We start from the raw sequence: 17,029 nt of genomic DNA, 5'->3' as shown, positions 1-17,029 counted from the left end.
GATGGGAGGGGGAAGCGTATTGGCCTTGATATATCGTCTTCAACGCACACCCAGGTAGCACCACACTCGGCGTCACATAGATGGTCATCTTGGTGAAGTCACACACCTTGTAGCCTATCCTCTCCTGATCGAGATTATACAATCTTATTACATTGGCTTACATCAAAAGGAGAAAACGATGATGCATGAAAATAAATTATCAAAATAATGAATGGCTATGATTTACTGAACACTAAATGGGGTGCTAGATCAAGACCTAGCACCCTGCTTAAAGTCAGCATCCATCAACAGTGAATGACAGAGCTATATATTGACCATCAACACCTAATGGTGAAATCAACATTGGTTGGACTGAGCTATATGTCCCTGCTTTCGATTTATCCGAAAAACATATGGTGTAATCAGTCGTCCCATCTCTATTTTTATCTTTTTTTTCTATAACGGTAAATGTATACACCCAGTCCTTATTATCTATCAAAAAACCATCCTTGAAATAGCTAGGTTTAGAAAACCCCATTTGACTTAGATAAATTTTATCCTTTGTTCTTTTTGGCATCAAAGAACTTCGGAATGTTGATATATTTAATTTATCATATATAACTTGCAGTTCTGATTGCGTAAATGTCTGAACGTTAGCCACGACAGAGAATGAAAAAAACAAAAAAATAACAATAAAGACTTTCATAGTATACCCTTTAAATATTCAGCTTCTTTGCGTCTTCTTGTAATGTAAGCATCTCCAAAATCCAAGAGATTTTCATATGCATCCTGCCATTCTTGATTTACAACTTGTTCCCAAAGTGCTGGTGTACTAACTTTTAGAGAGCCGTACTGATACTCAACAGAGGCAATAACTGTCTGAGCTTCCTTAGGCAGTGATTCAAAATCAACTGAGCTTTCAGCATTATATTTCCTAATCAACTCCTCTGTGCTTTGTTTTTTAACGGCCAAATAAATTTCATTTGCTTCATCTAAGGTAACTGATAATGGATTGTTTCTAACAAAACGATCCGCCTCAGATTTTTTCTTCCCTAAATAGGGTGTCAACTTAGATACCAAAGAAGTATTTAAACCAAGTCGATTAAGGTCAGATAAATTTCTAGCACCTAAGTCAAAACCAACAGATATTGTCACACCACTTTGGCTAGTTTCTGGCTCAGGTACATAGCCATTTAAAATCATCCCCCCCTCTAGGCTATGAATGAAGTCATAATCTATTTTTAGTGATGACTCATTCTCGCTCTCCCCTATCAATTCCATCATCCCTGCCGGATTAATAAACCAAGGTTTGGTATCCCCCACCACAGCAGCAGCCTCTTCTATCCAGGCCATCTTATTGGTGACTTCCAGTACGTATTTGCACAGGTTGGGCATGTTTTTCAGCTCTTGCTCGAGCCTTGGCCACGTATCGCGCTTTACCCATTCACTTTCGTGCTTGATAAACAGCTTTCGCACTTTGTCTGCGACCATTTCCTTCGCCATCGCCGCCTTGATTTCATCGGCACTGATACTGCCATCGCCATCCTGATCTGTCACCAGCTCTTTGTAAAGGGTGCTGAAAAAGTCTCCCCCCTCCTTGCCATCAGTGTCAGCCTTGTCAAGGAATCCATCAGGATCCGAGCCACCATCAACTAATGTCACACCCAGCCTGGCCCATTCATGTTGGCTCACCAAACGGGTGTCACCACTGATAAGCACATGCTGATCTTCAGCCACCTTCACAAATTTGTCGGCACCATGGGGCACGATATCCTGAGCATTTATCGGTTTGGGTGCATCCAGCGGGCCAAAGTCTCCCACCTTGCTGTAACCGATTTTATTATTTTCCTTGGTCAACTTATAAGTGTCTGCCTGCTCCCCCTCTTTGAGCAACAAATACTCTTGCCCCTTGGCCAACTTCCCTTCATTGCTAATGCATTTACCAAGAGCCTCCTTGTCACTCTCTGCGACAAATATCTCCATATGTATTGCTTTACGATCCTCATTGAGATCAAAACCATTGGCCGTCGGTTTCGGTGTCTCATGCTCTCCCCAATGTCCAACCACCTCACCAACCTTGACCGGAATGGGATTGGTATGTCGCAGCTCCACTTTGTCGTAAACAATGGGGGTATGCCGAACGGCATCGCTGGGTTGACCCAGCATCTCTTTGGCAACCCAATAACGATTACCTTTCGAGGCATTGGGTACAGCATTCCCTTTACCATCGGTCAGCTTGCCTTGGGCAACCTCCCAGACCTCAATCTCGAGATACTCTTTCATATTTGAAAATACGACTGGCTGAGTTGTGGTTCGTGCGACTTTGCTCGTTTTTGGCAATCCCGCAGTCACAGCTTCACCCTGATCTTTACTTTTACGCAGATAGCTGTTGCGACTGATCGGATAGAGAGAAGGAATATCTTGCTTGGCCATCATCCAATCGGGCTCAACCTTGCGTTCTTCCTTGATAAATTGTGAAGCCACATAAAACGCTGACGGATCATCGCCCTTTGGTGTCGCATAGCTGACTAGCTGGTAAGAATAAGGTTCATTATTCAGATTCATCCGCTCTGATGGTGCTCCAATCAAGGTAACCTCAGCTCCCTTGCGAGCCGTACCGAGCTTGTCCTCTTTCTGAAACTGCAGACTTGCAGTGGCCTTATATATAGCGACACCGCTCCCTGTCAGCACATAACGTTCAGGCTCACCCTGATAAGCGTTTTTGCAGGCAATATGCATGTAGAGGCAGTAGAAGGTAAGGGTATTGCGCTTTGGCTGCTGCTGTCCGGAAACTTCTTCTGTGGCCTCATAACGATGCCGGACCAAGCAGAAGGAAGGAGAGGTATGCAGGGTAATTGCCTCACCTGACTTTCCCTCTTCCGGCTCCAACTTCACAGCTGCTGGCGCAGAGGCGATGCGGTAGGCCACAATATCTCCATCGGCAATAGCGCGCACTGCGCCTTGTGGATGCCAGCCTCCCTTGTCGCTTAAATGAATGCCGCCATGCCAGATACGGTTGCCGCCGAGCAGGAAGGTGCCACCCGGCTCACCATTGAGCTTGCCGATAAACTCTTCAAGTGAGGCAACCTCTTTGGGAGCATCACCGCCGCCCACTTGCATTGGATATAGGATTTTCATCTTCTTCTTTTCACTCGTAATCGTACGAACTATGGCCCTTAGCGGGATGGCACAAAGAAGGTCTGCGCAGGCCCTTGCTCCTTGAGCAGTGCCTCCATCACCTTCTCGGTGGGAATGGCCTTGATGAGCTCAACCAGCTCGGGAGCCTTGACCACTTCTACCCCCTTGGGCACCACGGGAGCCTTGCCACTCCAGCCGGATCCTGACCCCGGGCTGCCACCGGCGTTGAGCTTGATGGCGGGGCCCACCAGCTTGATGCCGCTCGGGTCAACTTTCACAAAGCTGCCGCCGCCCTTGAGGGTGATCTCGGACCCCGCCTCCAGCACCAGCTTGTCGCCCACCTTGATATGCACTTCCTGGCCCGCCTCCACCAGCAGGGACTGGCCGAGCTTCTGATGCAGGCTGGCATCCACGCTGAGCGAATAGTCCCTCTTGATCTGGTCGCGTTTTTCGCCCGCCACCGTCAGGTGGTCATTGGCCTTGATGCGGGTCACCCGCTCATTGTCGATGTCCCTATGCTCGTCGTGCTTGATATGCCAGGCGGCATCGTTTTCGATAAGCAGGTTCAGGTCTTTCTGACCGTGGATGTAGATCTCTTCCTTGCCTGCCTGGTCTTCGAAGCGCAGCTCGTTGAACCCTTCCCCCTGGTGGGTTTCGGTGCGCAGCACGGTACGGGTCTTGTTGGCAGGCAGTTCATAGGGCGGCCTGTTGGTGGCGTGGAAGGTGCGGCCCGTGACGATGGGCTGGTCCGGGTCCCCTTCGAGGAAGCTCACGATGACCTCGTGGCCGATGCGCGGGATGGCCATCATGCCGTATTGACCCCCCGCCCAGCCTTGGCTGACTCGCACCCAGCAGGAGCTCTGGTCGTTGGAGCTGCCGTATCTGTCCCAGGGGAATTGCAGCTTCACCCGGCCGTGCTCGTCGCAGTAAATCTCCTCCCCCTCCGGGCCCACCACCATGGCAATTTGCGGGCCGTCCACCATGGGCCTGCCAGGCGCTTCCGGGCTGCCAATACGGGCCCGCCAGGTAGTGCTCGCTTTCACCACCCCGAATTCGTTGTGATAGACGGTGGGACCGCTGCCGCCCTCCTCTTCCAGCGCCTGGGGTTGTGAGCCGGTGTGGCTGATGCGCACCACTTGCCAATCGGTGTTGAGGCTGCCGTTCGGGTGCTCGGTGAGGGCGAAGGTCTGCCCCGGCAGCAGGGCCGCGCAGGTGGACTTGCCACTACCGGTGACGGCGTCGTTGCGCAGGGCATCGAGTCGGTGCTGGGCAAACGCCTTGCCGCTCGGGTCCAGCTTGTAGCGCCCCGGGTAGTCGAAGTGCTGGTAGGTATCGCGCTGGTGCTCGAGCTCTGCGCCCTGCTTTTTGTGGGAGAGACCATAGGCCGGGGTCTTGAAGCTGTAGTCCTTGAGCTCTACGTCAGAAGGGCGCACCGCCTCCCGGTAGTGGAACTGACGCACATAGGGGCCTTGTTCCAGCGAGCGGTTACCCAGGTTGAAGAAGAGCTCGGGGCCGGCGGTCAGGGCCGCCGCGTCGTCGGCGAACACCACCCTGTGCTTGCCCTGCTCGAACTCGTGGAAGTAGAACAGCCCCTCTTCGGCGGCGAGGCGATTGACGAAGTCAAGGTCGCTCTCCCGATACTGGACGCAGTATTCCCGCTGGGCGTGCTCGTTCTTGAGCGCGAAGGCGTAGTCGGTGATGCCGTGCTCTTGCAAGAGGATGCTGAGGATTTCGTCGGGCTTCTGCGCCTGGAAGATGCGGGAGTTCTGACGCAAAGAGAGCCGCCACAGGGCCGGTTGCACCAGCAGCTGGTAGCGGGTGCGGCGAAAGCCGCTGTCCCCTTGAGCAAAGTCACTCACCACCCCGCACACCCGGCGCTGCAGCTCGCCGTTGTACCACACCAAGAGCTCGCAGGGCTGGTCCAGCACGGCACCGAAATCCACGTCGGGCTCGGGGCTTGCCAGCTCGAGGCGCAGGCGAAATGGCTGGTTGAGCCCCTCTTCCAGGGCAAACTCGGCCACCACAAAGGTGCTCTCGGGCAAGGCCCCCACCTTGACGGTAAATTGTAATCCTGTGCTGTCTGCCATCAGTGACTCCTTATCCTGCCTGTCCGCTGCCAGAACCAATGACCACGCCGCCGCAGCCGATGGCGGTGCCGGTCACGGCGATGGGCTTGCCATTGACCAGTACCGAGCCGACGCCCCCCGAGATGCTGCGCGGATGAGGGGGATTGTTGGGTTTGTCGTGGGGGGCCAGCGGATCCCCCTGCCGGGCCACCGGCTTGCCATCGAGGAACACATCAGGGCTGGCGGCGATCACCGGGGAGGGGTGAAATCCCTCGTGGTCGGTGCCTATGTCACCGAGCAATGCAATGGAAGGGCACATCTGGATTCTCCGTCTGGGCAAGGGCGCGCCACGGATGACGGCCCTGCCATGGCTCCTGCCTACCCGGGTGGGCAGGAGGCGTTAATGCACATTGGGGTGGCTGTCCAGCAGCCTCCATGCCAACGCAGGCGAAACGACAATGTTGTTCTATATCAATGTCTTATAAGCACCCTACCTGACTGTGGCGCTGTGCGATGCAATGGATGGCACAAGACTTCGCGAAAACATGGCAAAACCTTGCCCACTCAGAGAATTTCTCTGCGTCTTGCGCAATATCTTGCTCGGGGCAGCATGATTACCCGCCAGCATGGCCTTGCTGCAACTGATAGAGGCGGATGTTGAGCGCCTTCAGATCGTTCTCCAGCCCCTTCAGATCCGCCGCCGTGATGGGTTCCCGGGCAGCCCTTCTCGCCTCCAGCTCATCGAGGCGCAGGCTGAACGGAATGTTCTGCATCAGGTTCTTCTGCACCTCGTAGAGCTGGGACTTGAGATAGGAGATGGTCACCGTCTTGCGCTGGCGCTCCAGCTCCAGCAGTTGTTCCAGCAGGGCATCCACTCCGGCGCGGGCATCCAGATAGGTCGGCACACCGAGGGCGTCTCCCTGCTGACCGGCCAGCGCACTCTGCCACTGCTTGTCGAGCGCCTTGACCGCCAGCGAGTCGGGGTAAAGCATCTGCAGCGAGGCACGCAGCCCCTCGCCATAGCGATACCAGTAGAGCGGCGAGGTCTGCTCCAGCCGGGCAAGCTGACTCTGATAACGGGCCACCAGATCGCTCTCCATCCCTTGCAGGGCCTGCTCCCCCAGCACGATGCGTGCCTGGCGGATATCGTCATAGCTGAGCGCTCTGGGCAACTCGGCGGCCGGCTGCTGCAAACGCTGGGCGACCACCATCTTCTTCTCCTGCTGCTGCTGCCAGCCGAGCCAGCCCATCACCGGCAGGGCGCAGCTGAGCAGGCCGCAGCCAAACCAGAACCAGGCGGGCCGCTGTTTGCGGTGCTGTTCAATCTTGAGCACGGTCGGCTTCATCTGCCCCTTCTCCCGACCCACCAGTATGCTGCCCTGGGGCAGGTGCCCGGTCGCCGTCCCGGCAGAAACGCCGTGGTCGCTCTCCATATCGGACTTGAAGAAGACCATGGGCGGGATCTGCAGTTCATCCTTGAGACCGGGCTCGTCGGAGACGATGACGATCTCGGTCTCGTCAAAGAGGTGGGTATAACCCTCGATGAAGTGCACCAGGTTCTCGACCCGGGGAATGCGGCTCAAGCCCGCGTTGTGCAGCTTCTCGCTGATGAGCTGCAACGCCCGCTCGCAGCGGTAGACCAGCCGCTTGTCCTCGTGACTGATCTGGTACTGGCGAATGACATCGCTGATGCGGGCGATAAACCAGTCGAGCATCTCGATGCGGGCACGCTCCTGATGGGCCGGCGGCCAGAAGCTATCCCACTGGGTCACTATCAGGTTGGCGAGAAACTCGCACCCCTCGGTGAAGCCGCTCAGGCCCTGCAACCGTGAACGGGCCAGGGTGAAATAGATGGCGGTCTGCAGATCCACCCCGTGCTTTTCGAAGATCTGGCTCGCGAGCTGATGGATCTTGAGCCAGTCCACCTCGGGACGGGAGGCGTGGCTGAGCTTGTTGATCTCCGCTCGCAGCGCCTCGTACTCAGGCAACATTCTGGGGTCTCGCCCCACCTTCAGCGCCTGCTGGCCTTGCTGGTCATGTGTCATATCGGCTTCCAAAACAGGGGGGGCACTGCCTGCCCCCCGCACTATCAATAGAGGGATTCAGGCAATCTGAACTGGCTGAACAGGCCGCCGGCGAAGGGGTTTTGCACGCTGTCTGTGTAGACGCGATAGGTCATGGCCCCCTGATCCACCGGGAAGCGCACGTCGAAGGTGGCCTCATTGACCTGGGTCAGCTCCCCCTTGTCCATCAGCCGGAACATGGCCCAAGGACCGACGAAGCCTTCGCTGCGCGGCGAGCGCTCGCGAGCAGCCGGCACCAGGGTTATCTTGCTCTCGGCCCCGTCGCGCATGGTGTTGGGCCACACCAGGGGGATCTTGGTACGCCGGCCGTGGGCATACTCCAGCAACTGGCCATCCAGGTTCAGCACGCTGCGCCGCTTGTTGGCGGTGAGCTCGATGGGCTCGAGGGCGAACTGCACCTCCAGGTTGCCCTGCTGGCTGAAGAAGATCTGGCGGATGCGGGCGGCTCTATCCAGCTGCTTCACCAGCTCGGCCTGGATGGGCGAGCTCAGCTCCCCCTCCATCAGACCGCTCTCCACCATGGGCTTGAGATTGACCTGGTAGAAGCTGTCCAGCGTCCCGCCCGGCGCGAAGAAGCGCTCCATCTCGGAGAGGGGCACATCCTTGGCGGAGCCGGGCTCGAAGGGATAACGCCCCGCCAGCTGGCTGTTGAACGGGGCCAGCACCTTGTCCTGCCACTCCTGATTGAGGGAGGACATGGCAAGGTCTATCACCAGCCGCGAGCTCTGATCGGAGAGTTGCCCCACCCAGCGATCCAGCGGGGCCGGCAGGCCACGGGCATACTGCTGCAGGGCAAACACGGGGTCGGCGTACTTGTTGGTCAGGCGCAGCTGCACCGCCTTGAGGGCCGACTGGCCCGGCTCGGTGGCGTTGACGATGAGTTCCAGATAGTGCTGCAACTCCACCAGCTTCTGGTTCACCTCCTGGATGAGCGGCCCCTGCTCACCCCGGCCAGCCAATGCGGCATTGGTGGCCATGAAGGGACGACCTATGCGGGCCGTGATGGCCTGCGCCGGATCCCCTTCCACGTCGGAGATCTTGCGAATGCGGGTGTTGTCATCGAGGGCAGCCAGCACCCGCTGGAACGGCTGATCGTTGCCCGTGATGGCGGAGAGCACGTCCAGCGCCTGCTCCGGGCTCTCCAGGGTCTGCACATCCAGATTGGTCAGCAGTTTTTGCCACTGGTTGACGTAGTCGGTGACGTAGCGCTCATTGACCTGACGGGTGATCTCCTTGCGATCCGCCTCGCTCAGCTGAGTCAGCTTGCGCTGGCCCAGCACCCAGGCATCCATGGCGGTGAGATCGATCAGCGTCTTGTCCTGCTTCTGGAAGAAGTCGCTGAAACCAGGCCAGGTCAGCAGACGGGGCACCTGACCGGCGCTGTCGCTGCGCAGGGCAAAGACGGTGTCGAAGGTGGGTCCCACCTCGTCGCGCACGTAGAGATCCGGCGGCAACACCTCCCCCGCCTTTACCACCAGGTTCTGATAGACCCGCTGATACATGGGCAACTTGCCAAGCTCGCGCTGGGCACCATAGATGGGCTCCTTGAACGGCACGAAGGCGGTGATGGCCCCCTGATCCCGTGCCGCACGGGCGCCGTGCCAGTCGGTGTGATCGAGGGCGTAATCCAGATGCCCCATCAGCTGCTCCTGCACCGCCCCCTGCCCCGGGAAGGCTTTCTGCCAGCGGCTCGCCATGTATTGCGCCACCAGCTCCTTGTTGCGGCCGGAGGCGTCATCGAGCATCCGCATCACCCGCAGTATGGCGAGCTTCTCCTCGCTGCCCGCCGGTGCCTGCTCGAGATCCGCCAGCAATCCCTGCATCTGGGCCGGCAGGAAGCGCAGGCTCAGCAGCTGCAGATAGGATCCCTCCACATAGGGGCCTATCTCGTCCCCCTGATAGAGGCCAAGGTCGGCCACCAGCAGGGTGCGATCGCGGTAGTTGCCAAAGGAGAGGGTCGCCTCGCGGATGAGATTGAGGCGCGGCAGCTGGCTCACCCCGAAGGCGTGGGCGTCGGCTACCTCGTTGGTCTCCATGAAGGCCTGGGCCTTGGTCAGCACGTTGCGACCCGCCTCCTCATTGACCCGGTAGAAATGGTGCCAGCCACCGATGAGGGCTGCCGAGAACAGCGACAGGCAACCGAGGCCGATGGCCATGCGGCGGCGGCGATAGAGGGTGTGCAGCCGGTTCTCCCCGGCCAGATGGGCCTCGGGGAAGATGATGGAGGAGAAGAGCTGGCGCACGAAATAGGTGTTGGACTCCCCACGCAGGGCCGAGTGAATGGGCTCCGGCAGGTTGTAGCGGCGGGAGGCCGCCTGGGCGAACGCATCGAACGGCACCCCTTGCTGATAGACGGAGCTGATGTAGACACCGCGTACCAAGAGCGGCTTGCTCTCCTCTATGGCCAGGGTTTCGTCGAGCAGGCTGGTGACATAATCCTTCAGCCCCGCCAGCTGGCGCACGAAGGAGAACAGCGCGCTGCGCTGGGCGGCATCGAGCCGGGCCAGCATCAACTCCGGCAGATTCTGGTTGAGGTTGTCCACCCACTGATCCCAGAACAGGGCCAGATCCTGCTGCCAGGATTGACCGTCACCGGGTTGGAAGGTCACCCCCAGCACGGCGTCACGGGCCTCCTTGTCGAGTTGCTCGTACACCACGTCAAAACCACGCAGCAGGTCGAGCTTGGTGAAGGTGACGTAGAGCGGCAACCGGGTATTCATGGTGGCCGACACCTCCTGCAGGCGCGCGCGCATCAGCTGGGCATAGGCCTTGCGTTCGGCCACGCTGGCGTGGGAGAGCCAGGCCAGATCCACGGTCAGTACCAGGCCGTTGAGGGGCTGACGACGACGATGTTCGGAGAGCCAGGTCAACAGGTGCAGCCAGAGCCGCTCGTGCTTGCGCGCCAGGGGATCCAGCTCGGGTTCGGACTGGGACAAGAGCTCGCCGGCGGGATCCAGCATCACCGCCTGCTCCCCCAGCCAGCAGTCCACCAGCTGATCCTGCGCCACGTCACGCAGCTCGGTATCTAGCCTGGGATTGAGCTTGTTGGCCGGGTTGGCGCGGTGAATGAGGCTGCTCTTGCCGCTGCCGGGCAGCCCCAGCACCAGGTACCAGGGCATGGCGTAGAGCGCCCCCTTGCCCAAATGGGTATTCAACGCCTGCAGCCAGCGATCCAGGAACAGCGCCTGCCGGTCGAGCAGCCCCTTGACCGGATCCTGCTCCAGCACCACCTCATGCTGGCGCTCGGCCTTGAGCTGCTGCATCTTGCGCCACACCCGCCAGGAGAGAACCCCCAGCAGCAGCCAGAGCCAGAGCAGGGTGAACACCACCCGCCCCCACAGCGGCGCCAACGGCTTGGCGTCACGGATCTCGAGGCGAGGGCCCAGCCACCACACCAGGATCAGGGCAAGCCCCCAGAGCACCACACCGAGCAGAGGCCAGGAGGGTTTCAATTTCGGCAGCTGTTGCCGCAGAAAGGTAAAGATGGTTTTGAACATAAAATGTGATCCAACTCCGACTCAATGACTCATTTCGGCACTTATTTCGACAACGGGGTCGCCTGGCTCTCCAGGCGGCTGACCAACCCGGGCTCCCAGTGCGACAGCCCGAGGCGACTCGCCTCTTGCCACAAGTGTTGATAGTGCTGGCGCGCAAGCGCCTCCATGCCTTCCTGTGCCAACAGCTCCGCCTGCACCAGCTGGGCGTGAAAGCGATCTCTTGGCTCCTTCATCTGCGCCATGCGTTCATCGAGCAGGGCCAGGGCCGCGGCCACCCCCTGCTCCCCATAGCGCTGGGCTATCTCTTCGGCCAGGCAAGACTCCCCTTCGCCTCCTCCACCGCCCCTGACGGGTTGCAGCCAGCGGCCGCATTCGGGGGGGAGAAAGGGGCTGCCGTCACTGAAGGCGAGGTCCCGCAAGGCCGGCAGACGCTGCAAGAAACCATCGAGCTCCTCTGCGATGGCCCGGGCCACGGCGGCAAATCCCAGCTTCTGCGCCACCTCGGCCGAGAGGCGATGTCCCTCGAACCAGTAGGGAGCCAGGGTCAGGCTCTGCTCGATGCGCTGCCAGAGCCCCTGATCGGGGCTGCTCATGGCGGCGCGGTACTCGTCCACCATGTCCGCCGACATGGGGGCCAGCTGGGTTTTGTTGTCCCGGGCCACCATGGGCGGAGTCGTGATCCCGGCCCAGATGGCGTGACGGCGCAGGCGATAGCCCACCGCCGCCTCCGGCTGACGCTCGATGAGCAGATCCGCCACCTTGAGCTGGGTCTGGCGCCAGGCCCTGTCATTGGAGCTGTCGATCTCGACGCCGGACCCCTTGGTGCTGCCACTGAGCACCATGGAGCCCGCCATGCCGGTGGCGGCGGCCGTCGCCACGGCGGCGCTGCTCCCGGGTTGCACACCGGCATCCGCCTGGGCCTGGGCCACCTGCTGGCGCTGGGCCCGCTTCAGCCCCATCAGCAGGGGGTCGAGCAATTCGCCCTTGTCCGGGCACCGGGCCAGCCAGACTCGCTCCAACTGCTCGGCCTGGGCCAGCAACTGGGCCAGCTCGGCCGCCGAGGCGCTCTCGCTCACTCGCGGCAGAGCCCCCTCGAAGCGCTTGACGATTTGCACCATCAGCCGCTGTTTCTGGCTGGCATTGCCGGGCCAGGCCAGCAGCCAATAAGCCTGGATCCAGGCTTCCAGCAGACTGAGCGCGGCCCCCATGGGGGTCGCCTTGGCCGGATGCTGCAAACAACGCAGCAACTGGGCCAGTACCCGCATGTCCTTGGTGCGGCTCTCCAGCAACCCGAGACAGGCCTCTGCCACCGCATTGAGATCCACCTGGCCATGGGCCAGGGATCCCAGCTTGACCAGCTCTGTCTCCACATAATCCCAGCGCGGCTCGTCCGCCAGCACGGCGCCGCTGACTTGTCCATCCGGCAAGGAGGTGAGCAGGCGGGCACACCAGGGGTGTTGATAGCTCATGACGCCCCCTACCAGCGACACTGCTGGCGCAGGGGAAGCAGCGCCTCTTTCAGGCCGCTCAAATCGACCCGCAGCAAGGTGCCGTTGGCCGCCTTGACCTGCAGCTCGCGATGGCCAATCCAGCGCTTGAGCTCCTCGATGGCGGGCAGGCCGCGGCCATACTCCAGCAGCATTCCCTTGTCCCGGATAAACCAGCCCTGGGCGCTGTTGCCGGGCGAGCCGTCGAGCGCTATCTGCACCTCCTCGCCGACCCAGGGCGCATCGAGCCGCAGGCGGATATGGGTGATGCTGTCGACGCACCCTATGGCCAGGGTCGCCCCGCGCAAGGCGGGACGGGTGAGGGTTTCACTGCCACTGCCGGCATCGCTTTGCAGCAGGAAGGGGGGGCTGTCAGGGGTGCGGCTCTGCTCCTGATCCCGGATGGCTTGCCAGGCGGCGGACATGGCCCCGGCGCCGGACTCGGTGTCGGGGCCACTGCCAAGGGCGTCATAGCAGGCGAGCCGCACCAGCGGAGAGGGTTCGCGGCGGCACTGCTGCCAGCCGGGCATATCCAGCTGCGGCGCCGCGCTGCCGGCGGCCAGCAGCAATAGGCCGAGGACGCTCATCAATTCACCTCCAGTTTCTGGCACTTGTGATCCAGGGTGCGCTTGGGAATGTTGAGGCTCTCGGCCACCAGCATGCGGTTGCCCTGGAAGTGGCGCAGACGCGCCTCGATGACGGAGGCTTCGTACTGCTGCATGGCCCGGCGCAGATCCCGGATGTGGTTGTAGTCGTCCATCGAGGACGGCAGCTCCACGCAGACCCGCTCCCGCAGCTCAGGCGGCAGCGCCTCCAGCACCACCTCTTCCCCGTGACGGGTGTGGGCGCAGGCGACCTCCAGCAGATTGCGCAGCTCGCGCACGTTGCCGGGGAAGTCATAACTTTGCAGCTGCTTCAAGAACTTGCGCTGCAGCCCCGCCAGGGTCTTGCCATCCTGGGCGGCAAACTGGGCCATGAAGTGCTGGCACAAGAGCGGCACGTCGTCCATGTGCTCCCGCAGGGGGGCAATCAGCAGCAGGCACTGGCAGAGCCTGTGGTAGAGGTCGGCCCGAAACTGCCCCTCCTCCACATGGCGGCTGAGGGGCTGATGGGTGGCGGCGATGAGGCGAAAATCGGAGTGGTACTCCTGCTCTGCCCCGAGGGGCCGGTAGCTGCGGGTTTCCAGCACCCGCAGCAGCTTGGCCTGCATGGCGGCGGGCATGTCCCCCACCTCGTCCAGGAACAGGGTGCCGCCGTTGGCCTGGGCCACCAGCCCCGCCTTGTTAGTCAGTGCCCCGGAGAAGGCCCCCTTCTGGTAACCGAACAGCTCGCTCTCGATGAGGTTCTCCGGGATGGCGGCGCAGTTGATGGCGACGAACGGCTTGGCCGCCCGATCGGAGCACTGGTGCACCAGGCGGGCCACCACCTCCTTGCCGCTGCCGGTCTCCCCCTGAATGAGCACGGTCAGCTTGTGCTGACCCGCCAGGCTTATCTGCTCGCGCAGCCCGCGGATCACCGCCGACTGGCCGACCAGCTGATCGCCGAGCAGCTTCTCATGCTGGCGCAGCCGCTCTCCCTCCCCCTTCATCTGGCGCAGGGAGTCCCGCAGCACGCTCTGATCCCGGCGGCTGCGCCCCAGATCGCGAATAAGGGTGAGCTGGTTGCAAAAGACCTGCGACAGCTGTGCCAGCTCGGGACTCTCCGCCCACCCCTGCAACACAGCGCCCTCATCCATCATGGCCAGCACGGCGAACGGCTTGCCGTTGCCATCCAGCAAGGGGAAAGCGTGCAGGCCGCACTGCTGGCCCAGGTTGGAGAGCAGGAGACGAAACTCCTTGTGCTCGATGCGGGCACCGCCATGGAGGGAGTCCCAGGTGCGGGACTGGGCCTTGTGCAGCACATAGGCAAGCGGGTGGGAAAAGTCGTCCACCGCCAGGGCCAGGCTCACCGCCTGTCCCTTGACCCAGCCGGAGCATTCGAGCTGGCGACCGCTCACATCCAGCATGCCGAGCAGTATCCCCTTGGGCTGGAAGCTGGCGTCCAGGGTCGAGCTCCACCAGTGGCACAAGTGCTGCTCGTCGCGTTGCTGCGTCAAGGCGAGAGCAAAGGCGAGGGCTTGTTCCATGGTCAGCCCTCCACCTCGGCCACGAACTGGTGATCGGCCACCGAGAAGCGGACACACTTGATGGGTTCACCGGCCGAGAGCCGCTGCAGCAGTTGCAGGGAGACCGGCGGCAGCAGGGCGCCATCGATGACGGATTCCAGCATGCGGGCACCGTTCTCGCTGCGATTGGCGCGCAGCAGTATCTCCTCGGCCACCTCGCTCTCCAGCACCACCTCGGCGCCGAAGCGCTCCTTGAGCAGCCTGACCAACCGGTTGAGCTTGCCCCCGACAATCTGCACCAGGGTGTCGTGACCCAGCGGCAGATAGGGGATCACCTCCATGCGTGCCAGCAGGGCCGGCTTGAAGAAGGCGGCGAGCTCGGGATAGAGCGCATCCAGCAGATCATCGGGCTGCTCGGCGTGATCGACTATGGTCTGGAAGCCGAGGTTGGAGGTGAGGAAGAAGACCACGTTCTTGCAGTCGATGATGCGCCCTTCCCCGTCCGCCAGCTCGCCCTTGTCGAACGCCTGATAGAAGAGGTTGAGCACATCCGGATGGGCCTTCTCCACCTCGTCCAGCAGCACCACGGAATAAGGCTTCTGACGAATGGCCTCGGTCAGCACGCCCCCCTCGCCGAAACCGACGTAGCCGGGCGGCGAACCGATAAGACGGGAGACGGTGTGCTTCTCCTGATACTCGGACATGTTGATGGTGGTCAGATACTGGCGGCCACCGAACATCAGCTCGGCAATCTGCAACACGGTTTCGGTCTTGCCGACCCCGCTCGGCCCCACCAGCAGGAAGGCCCCGAGCGGTCGGCCGGGACGACGCAGGTCGGCGCGGGCGGTCAGCAGGTGCTTGTGCAGGTGGGCCACAGCCACATCCTGCCCCTTGATAAGCTCGCCGAGGTACTCCGGCAACCGGGTCACCACGTCCAGCTCCCCTTGGGAGATGCGATTGAGGGGCACCCCGGTCCACTCGGCGATGACGGCGGCAATCTGGGTCTTGTCGACATGGGCTGAGACCAGCACTTCTCCCTGCTGCAGGGCGGCCAGCTCGCGCTCGAGGCTGGCAAGCGCCTCGGCGGCGGCTTGGGGATCCAGCGGCGCATCGGCGAGATCCAGCGCCTCCTTGGCCAGCATCTCATCCTGCTGATCGGCGAGCAGGGCGGCGCGCAGCTCGACTATCTGGTGCACCAGCCCCTGCTGCTGCTGCCACTGGGCCTCCTGCTCGGCCAACTCCTCGCGGCAAGCCTGCTGGGCGGCCTGCAACTCGGCCAGACGCTCGGCGTTGTCGCCAAGGCCTATCAGACTCTGGCGCTCCAGCTGGCGGATCTCCAGCTCGCGCTGGCGCAGCGCGTTTTGCAGGTGGCTGACCGCGCGCGGCGGCGTGGTAAGGTTGATGGCCACTCGGGCACAGGCGGTGTCGAGCACGTCGATCGCCTTGTCCGGCAGCTGGCGGCCGGAGATGTAGCGGGCGGAGAGCTGGGCGGCGGCTTGTAGCGCCTCCTCGTCGATCAGCACCCCGTGGGCCTTCTCGTAGATGCTGCGCAGGCCGCGCAGGATCACGGTAGCCTCGTCGGCATTGGGCTCACCCACCTTCACCAGCTGGAAGCGGCGCGACAGGGCGGCGTCTTTTTCCACGTATTTCTTGTATTCGCCCCAGGTGGTGGCGGCTATGGTGCGCAGCTCGCCCCGGGCCAGGGCCGGTTTGATGAGGTTGGAGACATCCAGGCCGCCGGCCTGGTTGCCTGCCCCGATCAGGGTGTGGGCCTCGTCGATGAAGAGGATGACGGGTTGCACCGAATCCTTGACCTCCTGCATCACCCCCTTGAAGCGCTTCTCAAACTCCCCCTTGACCGAGGCACCGGCCTGCATGGCGCCGAGATCCAGGGTCATCAGCTCGACGCCGTGCAGCTTCTCGGGCACCTGGCCCGCCACCATGCGCAGGGCCAGCCCCTCGATGAGGGCGCTTTTACCGACCCCCGCCTCCCCCACGACGATGGGGTTGTTCTTGCGGCGGCGGGAGAGGATGTCGATCATCAGGTCGATTTCATGATCCCGGCAGAGCACGGGATCCAGCGTCCCCTGGCGGGCCTGCTCGGTGACGTTGACGGTGAAGCGGGCCAGCAGGCTGGCATCGGCCGGCAGGGCGGCCTGGGTCGCAGCGCCGCTGGCAGAGACTGTCACCTGGGTCTCGGCGGACTCCTTGACCCACTCGTCGAACTGCTGGCGCAGCAGCTCCCGATTGACGTTGGCAAACAAACGGGTCACCGACCCCGGCAAATAGCGCTGGGGAGTCATCAAGAGCACCAGCAGCATGACGCCGCTGCGCAGTTGGGCGTGTTGCAGCTCGGCGGAGGCGAGCAGCCAGCTGTCTTGCAGCCACTCCACCAGGAGCGGCGAGAAGGAGGGATATCCCTGACCATAACCGCTGTCGGCGTTCGAGGGTTGCAGCAGGGTCTTGAGTTCCTCTACCTCCACCCCGGCCACTTTCAGGATCTGGCGCACGTCGCTCAGCGGGGTCTCCAGCATTTTCAGCAGCAGGTGCTCGATGCGGATCTCGGCCCCTTGATGGTTGACGCAGAGGGCCGCGGCCTCCTCCAACATGTGACGGCAGATGGGGTTGAGTCTTTCCACCAGTACGGGTAGCTCTATACGGATCAAGGCGTGCT

At 61.2% G+C, this 17,029-nt stretch carries 10 protein-coding genes; all 10 read right to left on the bottom strand.

Annotated elements, in window-relative coordinates:
• Window positions 1-274: 274 nt before the first annotated feature.
• The 10 genes from AC3WR3_RS01680 to tssH all read right to left on the bottom strand — a co-directional run bounded on the left by AC3WR3_RS01680 (window position 275) and on the right by tssH (window position 17,021).
• Window positions 275-685 (bottom strand): hypothetical protein, encoded by a 411-nt coding sequence (locus AC3WR3_RS01680; protein WP_265437147.1) that lies wholly within the window; start codon window positions 683-685, stop codon window positions 275-277.
• Window positions 682-3,117 carry a pesticin C-terminus-like muramidase gene (locus AC3WR3_RS01675; protein ID WP_492290965.1) on the bottom strand — a complete coding sequence of 812 codons (2,436 nt, stop codon included), beginning with the start codon at window positions 3,115-3,117 and terminating at the stop codon, window positions 682-684. Before AC3WR3_RS01675 ends, AC3WR3_RS01680 begins: the two co-directional genes overlap by 4 nt.
• Before the next feature lie 38 nt (window positions 3,118-3,155).
• On the bottom strand, window positions 3,156-5,204 hold the full coding sequence (locus AC3WR3_RS01670) for a type VI secretion system Vgr family protein (protein ID WP_492290964.1): 2,049 nt from the start codon (window positions 5,202-5,204) through the stop codon (window positions 3,156-3,158).
• A 10-nt stretch (window positions 5,205-5,214) separates the two neighbouring features.
• Complete coding sequence (locus AC3WR3_RS01665) at window positions 5,215-5,502, bottom strand: type VI secretion system PAAR protein (RefSeq protein ID WP_025326642.1); 288 nt, start codon at window positions 5,500-5,502, stop codon at window positions 5,215-5,217.
• Window positions 5,503-5,797: 295 nt separating this feature from the next.
• A complete protein-coding gene (locus tag AC3WR3_RS01660; RefSeq protein WP_492290963.1) occupies window positions 5,798-7,228 on the bottom strand; it encodes a VasL domain-containing protein in 1,431 nt (476 codons plus the stop codon).
• 44 nt (window positions 7,229-7,272) lie between these two features.
• Window positions 7,273-10,764 carry a type VI secretion system membrane subunit TssM gene (gene tssM, locus AC3WR3_RS01655; protein WP_492290962.1) on the bottom strand — a complete coding sequence of 1,164 codons (3,492 nt, stop codon included), beginning with the start codon at window positions 10,762-10,764 and terminating at the stop codon, window positions 7,273-7,275.
• 41 nt (window positions 10,765-10,805) lie between these two features.
• Entirely contained in the window at window positions 10,806-12,233 is a 1,428-nt protein-coding gene (gene tssA / locus AC3WR3_RS01650; RefSeq protein ID WP_492290961.1) for a type VI secretion system protein TssA, read from the bottom strand.
• 8 nt (window positions 12,234-12,241) lie between these two features.
• The gene (vasI, locus tag AC3WR3_RS01645; RefSeq protein ID WP_139436174.1) at window positions 12,242-12,838 is read right to left on the bottom strand and encodes a type VI secretion system-associated protein VasI; all 597 of its coding nucleotides are present in this window, start codon (window positions 12,836-12,838) and stop codon (window positions 12,242-12,244) included.
• Window positions 12,838-14,376: a sigma-54 interaction domain-containing protein gene (locus tag AC3WR3_RS01640; RefSeq protein WP_139436172.1), complete on the bottom strand. Its 1,539-nt coding sequence runs from the start codon at window positions 14,374-14,376 to the stop codon at window positions 12,838-12,840. Before AC3WR3_RS01640 ends, vasI begins: the two co-directional genes overlap by 1 nt.
• A gap of 2 nt (window positions 14,377-14,378) precedes the next feature.
• A complete protein-coding gene (tssH, locus tag AC3WR3_RS01635) occupies window positions 14,379-17,021 on the bottom strand; it encodes a type VI secretion system ATPase TssH (RefSeq protein WP_492290960.1) in 2,643 nt (880 codons plus the stop codon).
• Window positions 17,022-17,029: the final 8 nt, after the last annotated feature.

It is taken from the genome of Aeromonas sp. EU05-FHT14A05 (assembly GCF_058791175.1).
The sequence above is the reverse complement of the archived record's forward strand: the minus strand, read 5'-3'. Positions and strand labels throughout refer to the sequence as shown.

Bases quoted from the DNA above. Each gene is read 5' to 3' on its own strand.
- AC3WR3_RS01680 (WP_265437147.1), bottom strand. From the start codon at position 685: ATGAAAGTCTTTATTGTTATTTTTTTGTTTTTTTCATTCTCTGTCGTG.
- AC3WR3_RS01675 (WP_492290965.1), bottom strand. From the start codon at position 3,117: ATGAAAATCCTATATCCAATGCAAGTGGGCGGCGGTGATGCTCCCAAA.
- AC3WR3_RS01670 (WP_492290964.1), bottom strand. From the start codon at position 5,204: ATGGCAGACAGCACAGGATTACAATTTACCGTCAAGGTGGGGGCCTTG.
- AC3WR3_RS01665 (WP_025326642.1), bottom strand. From the start codon at position 5,502: ATGTGCCCTTCCATTGCATTGCTCGGTGACATAGGCACCGACCACGAG.
- AC3WR3_RS01660 (WP_492290963.1), bottom strand. From the start codon at position 7,228: ATGACACATGACCAGCAAGGCCAGCAGGCGCTGAAGGTGGGGCGAGAC.
- tssM (WP_492290962.1), bottom strand. From the start codon at position 10,764: ATGTTCAAAACCATCTTTACCTTTCTGCGGCAACAGCTGCCGAAATTG.
- tssA (WP_492290961.1), bottom strand. From the start codon at position 12,233: ATGAGCTATCAACACCCCTGGTGTGCCCGCCTGCTCACCTCCTTGCCG.
- vasI (WP_139436174.1), bottom strand. From the start codon at position 12,838: ATGAGCGTCCTCGGCCTATTGCTGCTGGCCGCCGGCAGCGCGGCGCCG.
- AC3WR3_RS01640 (WP_139436172.1), bottom strand. From the start codon at position 14,376: ATGGAACAAGCCCTCGCCTTTGCTCTCGCCTTGACGCAGCAACGCGAC.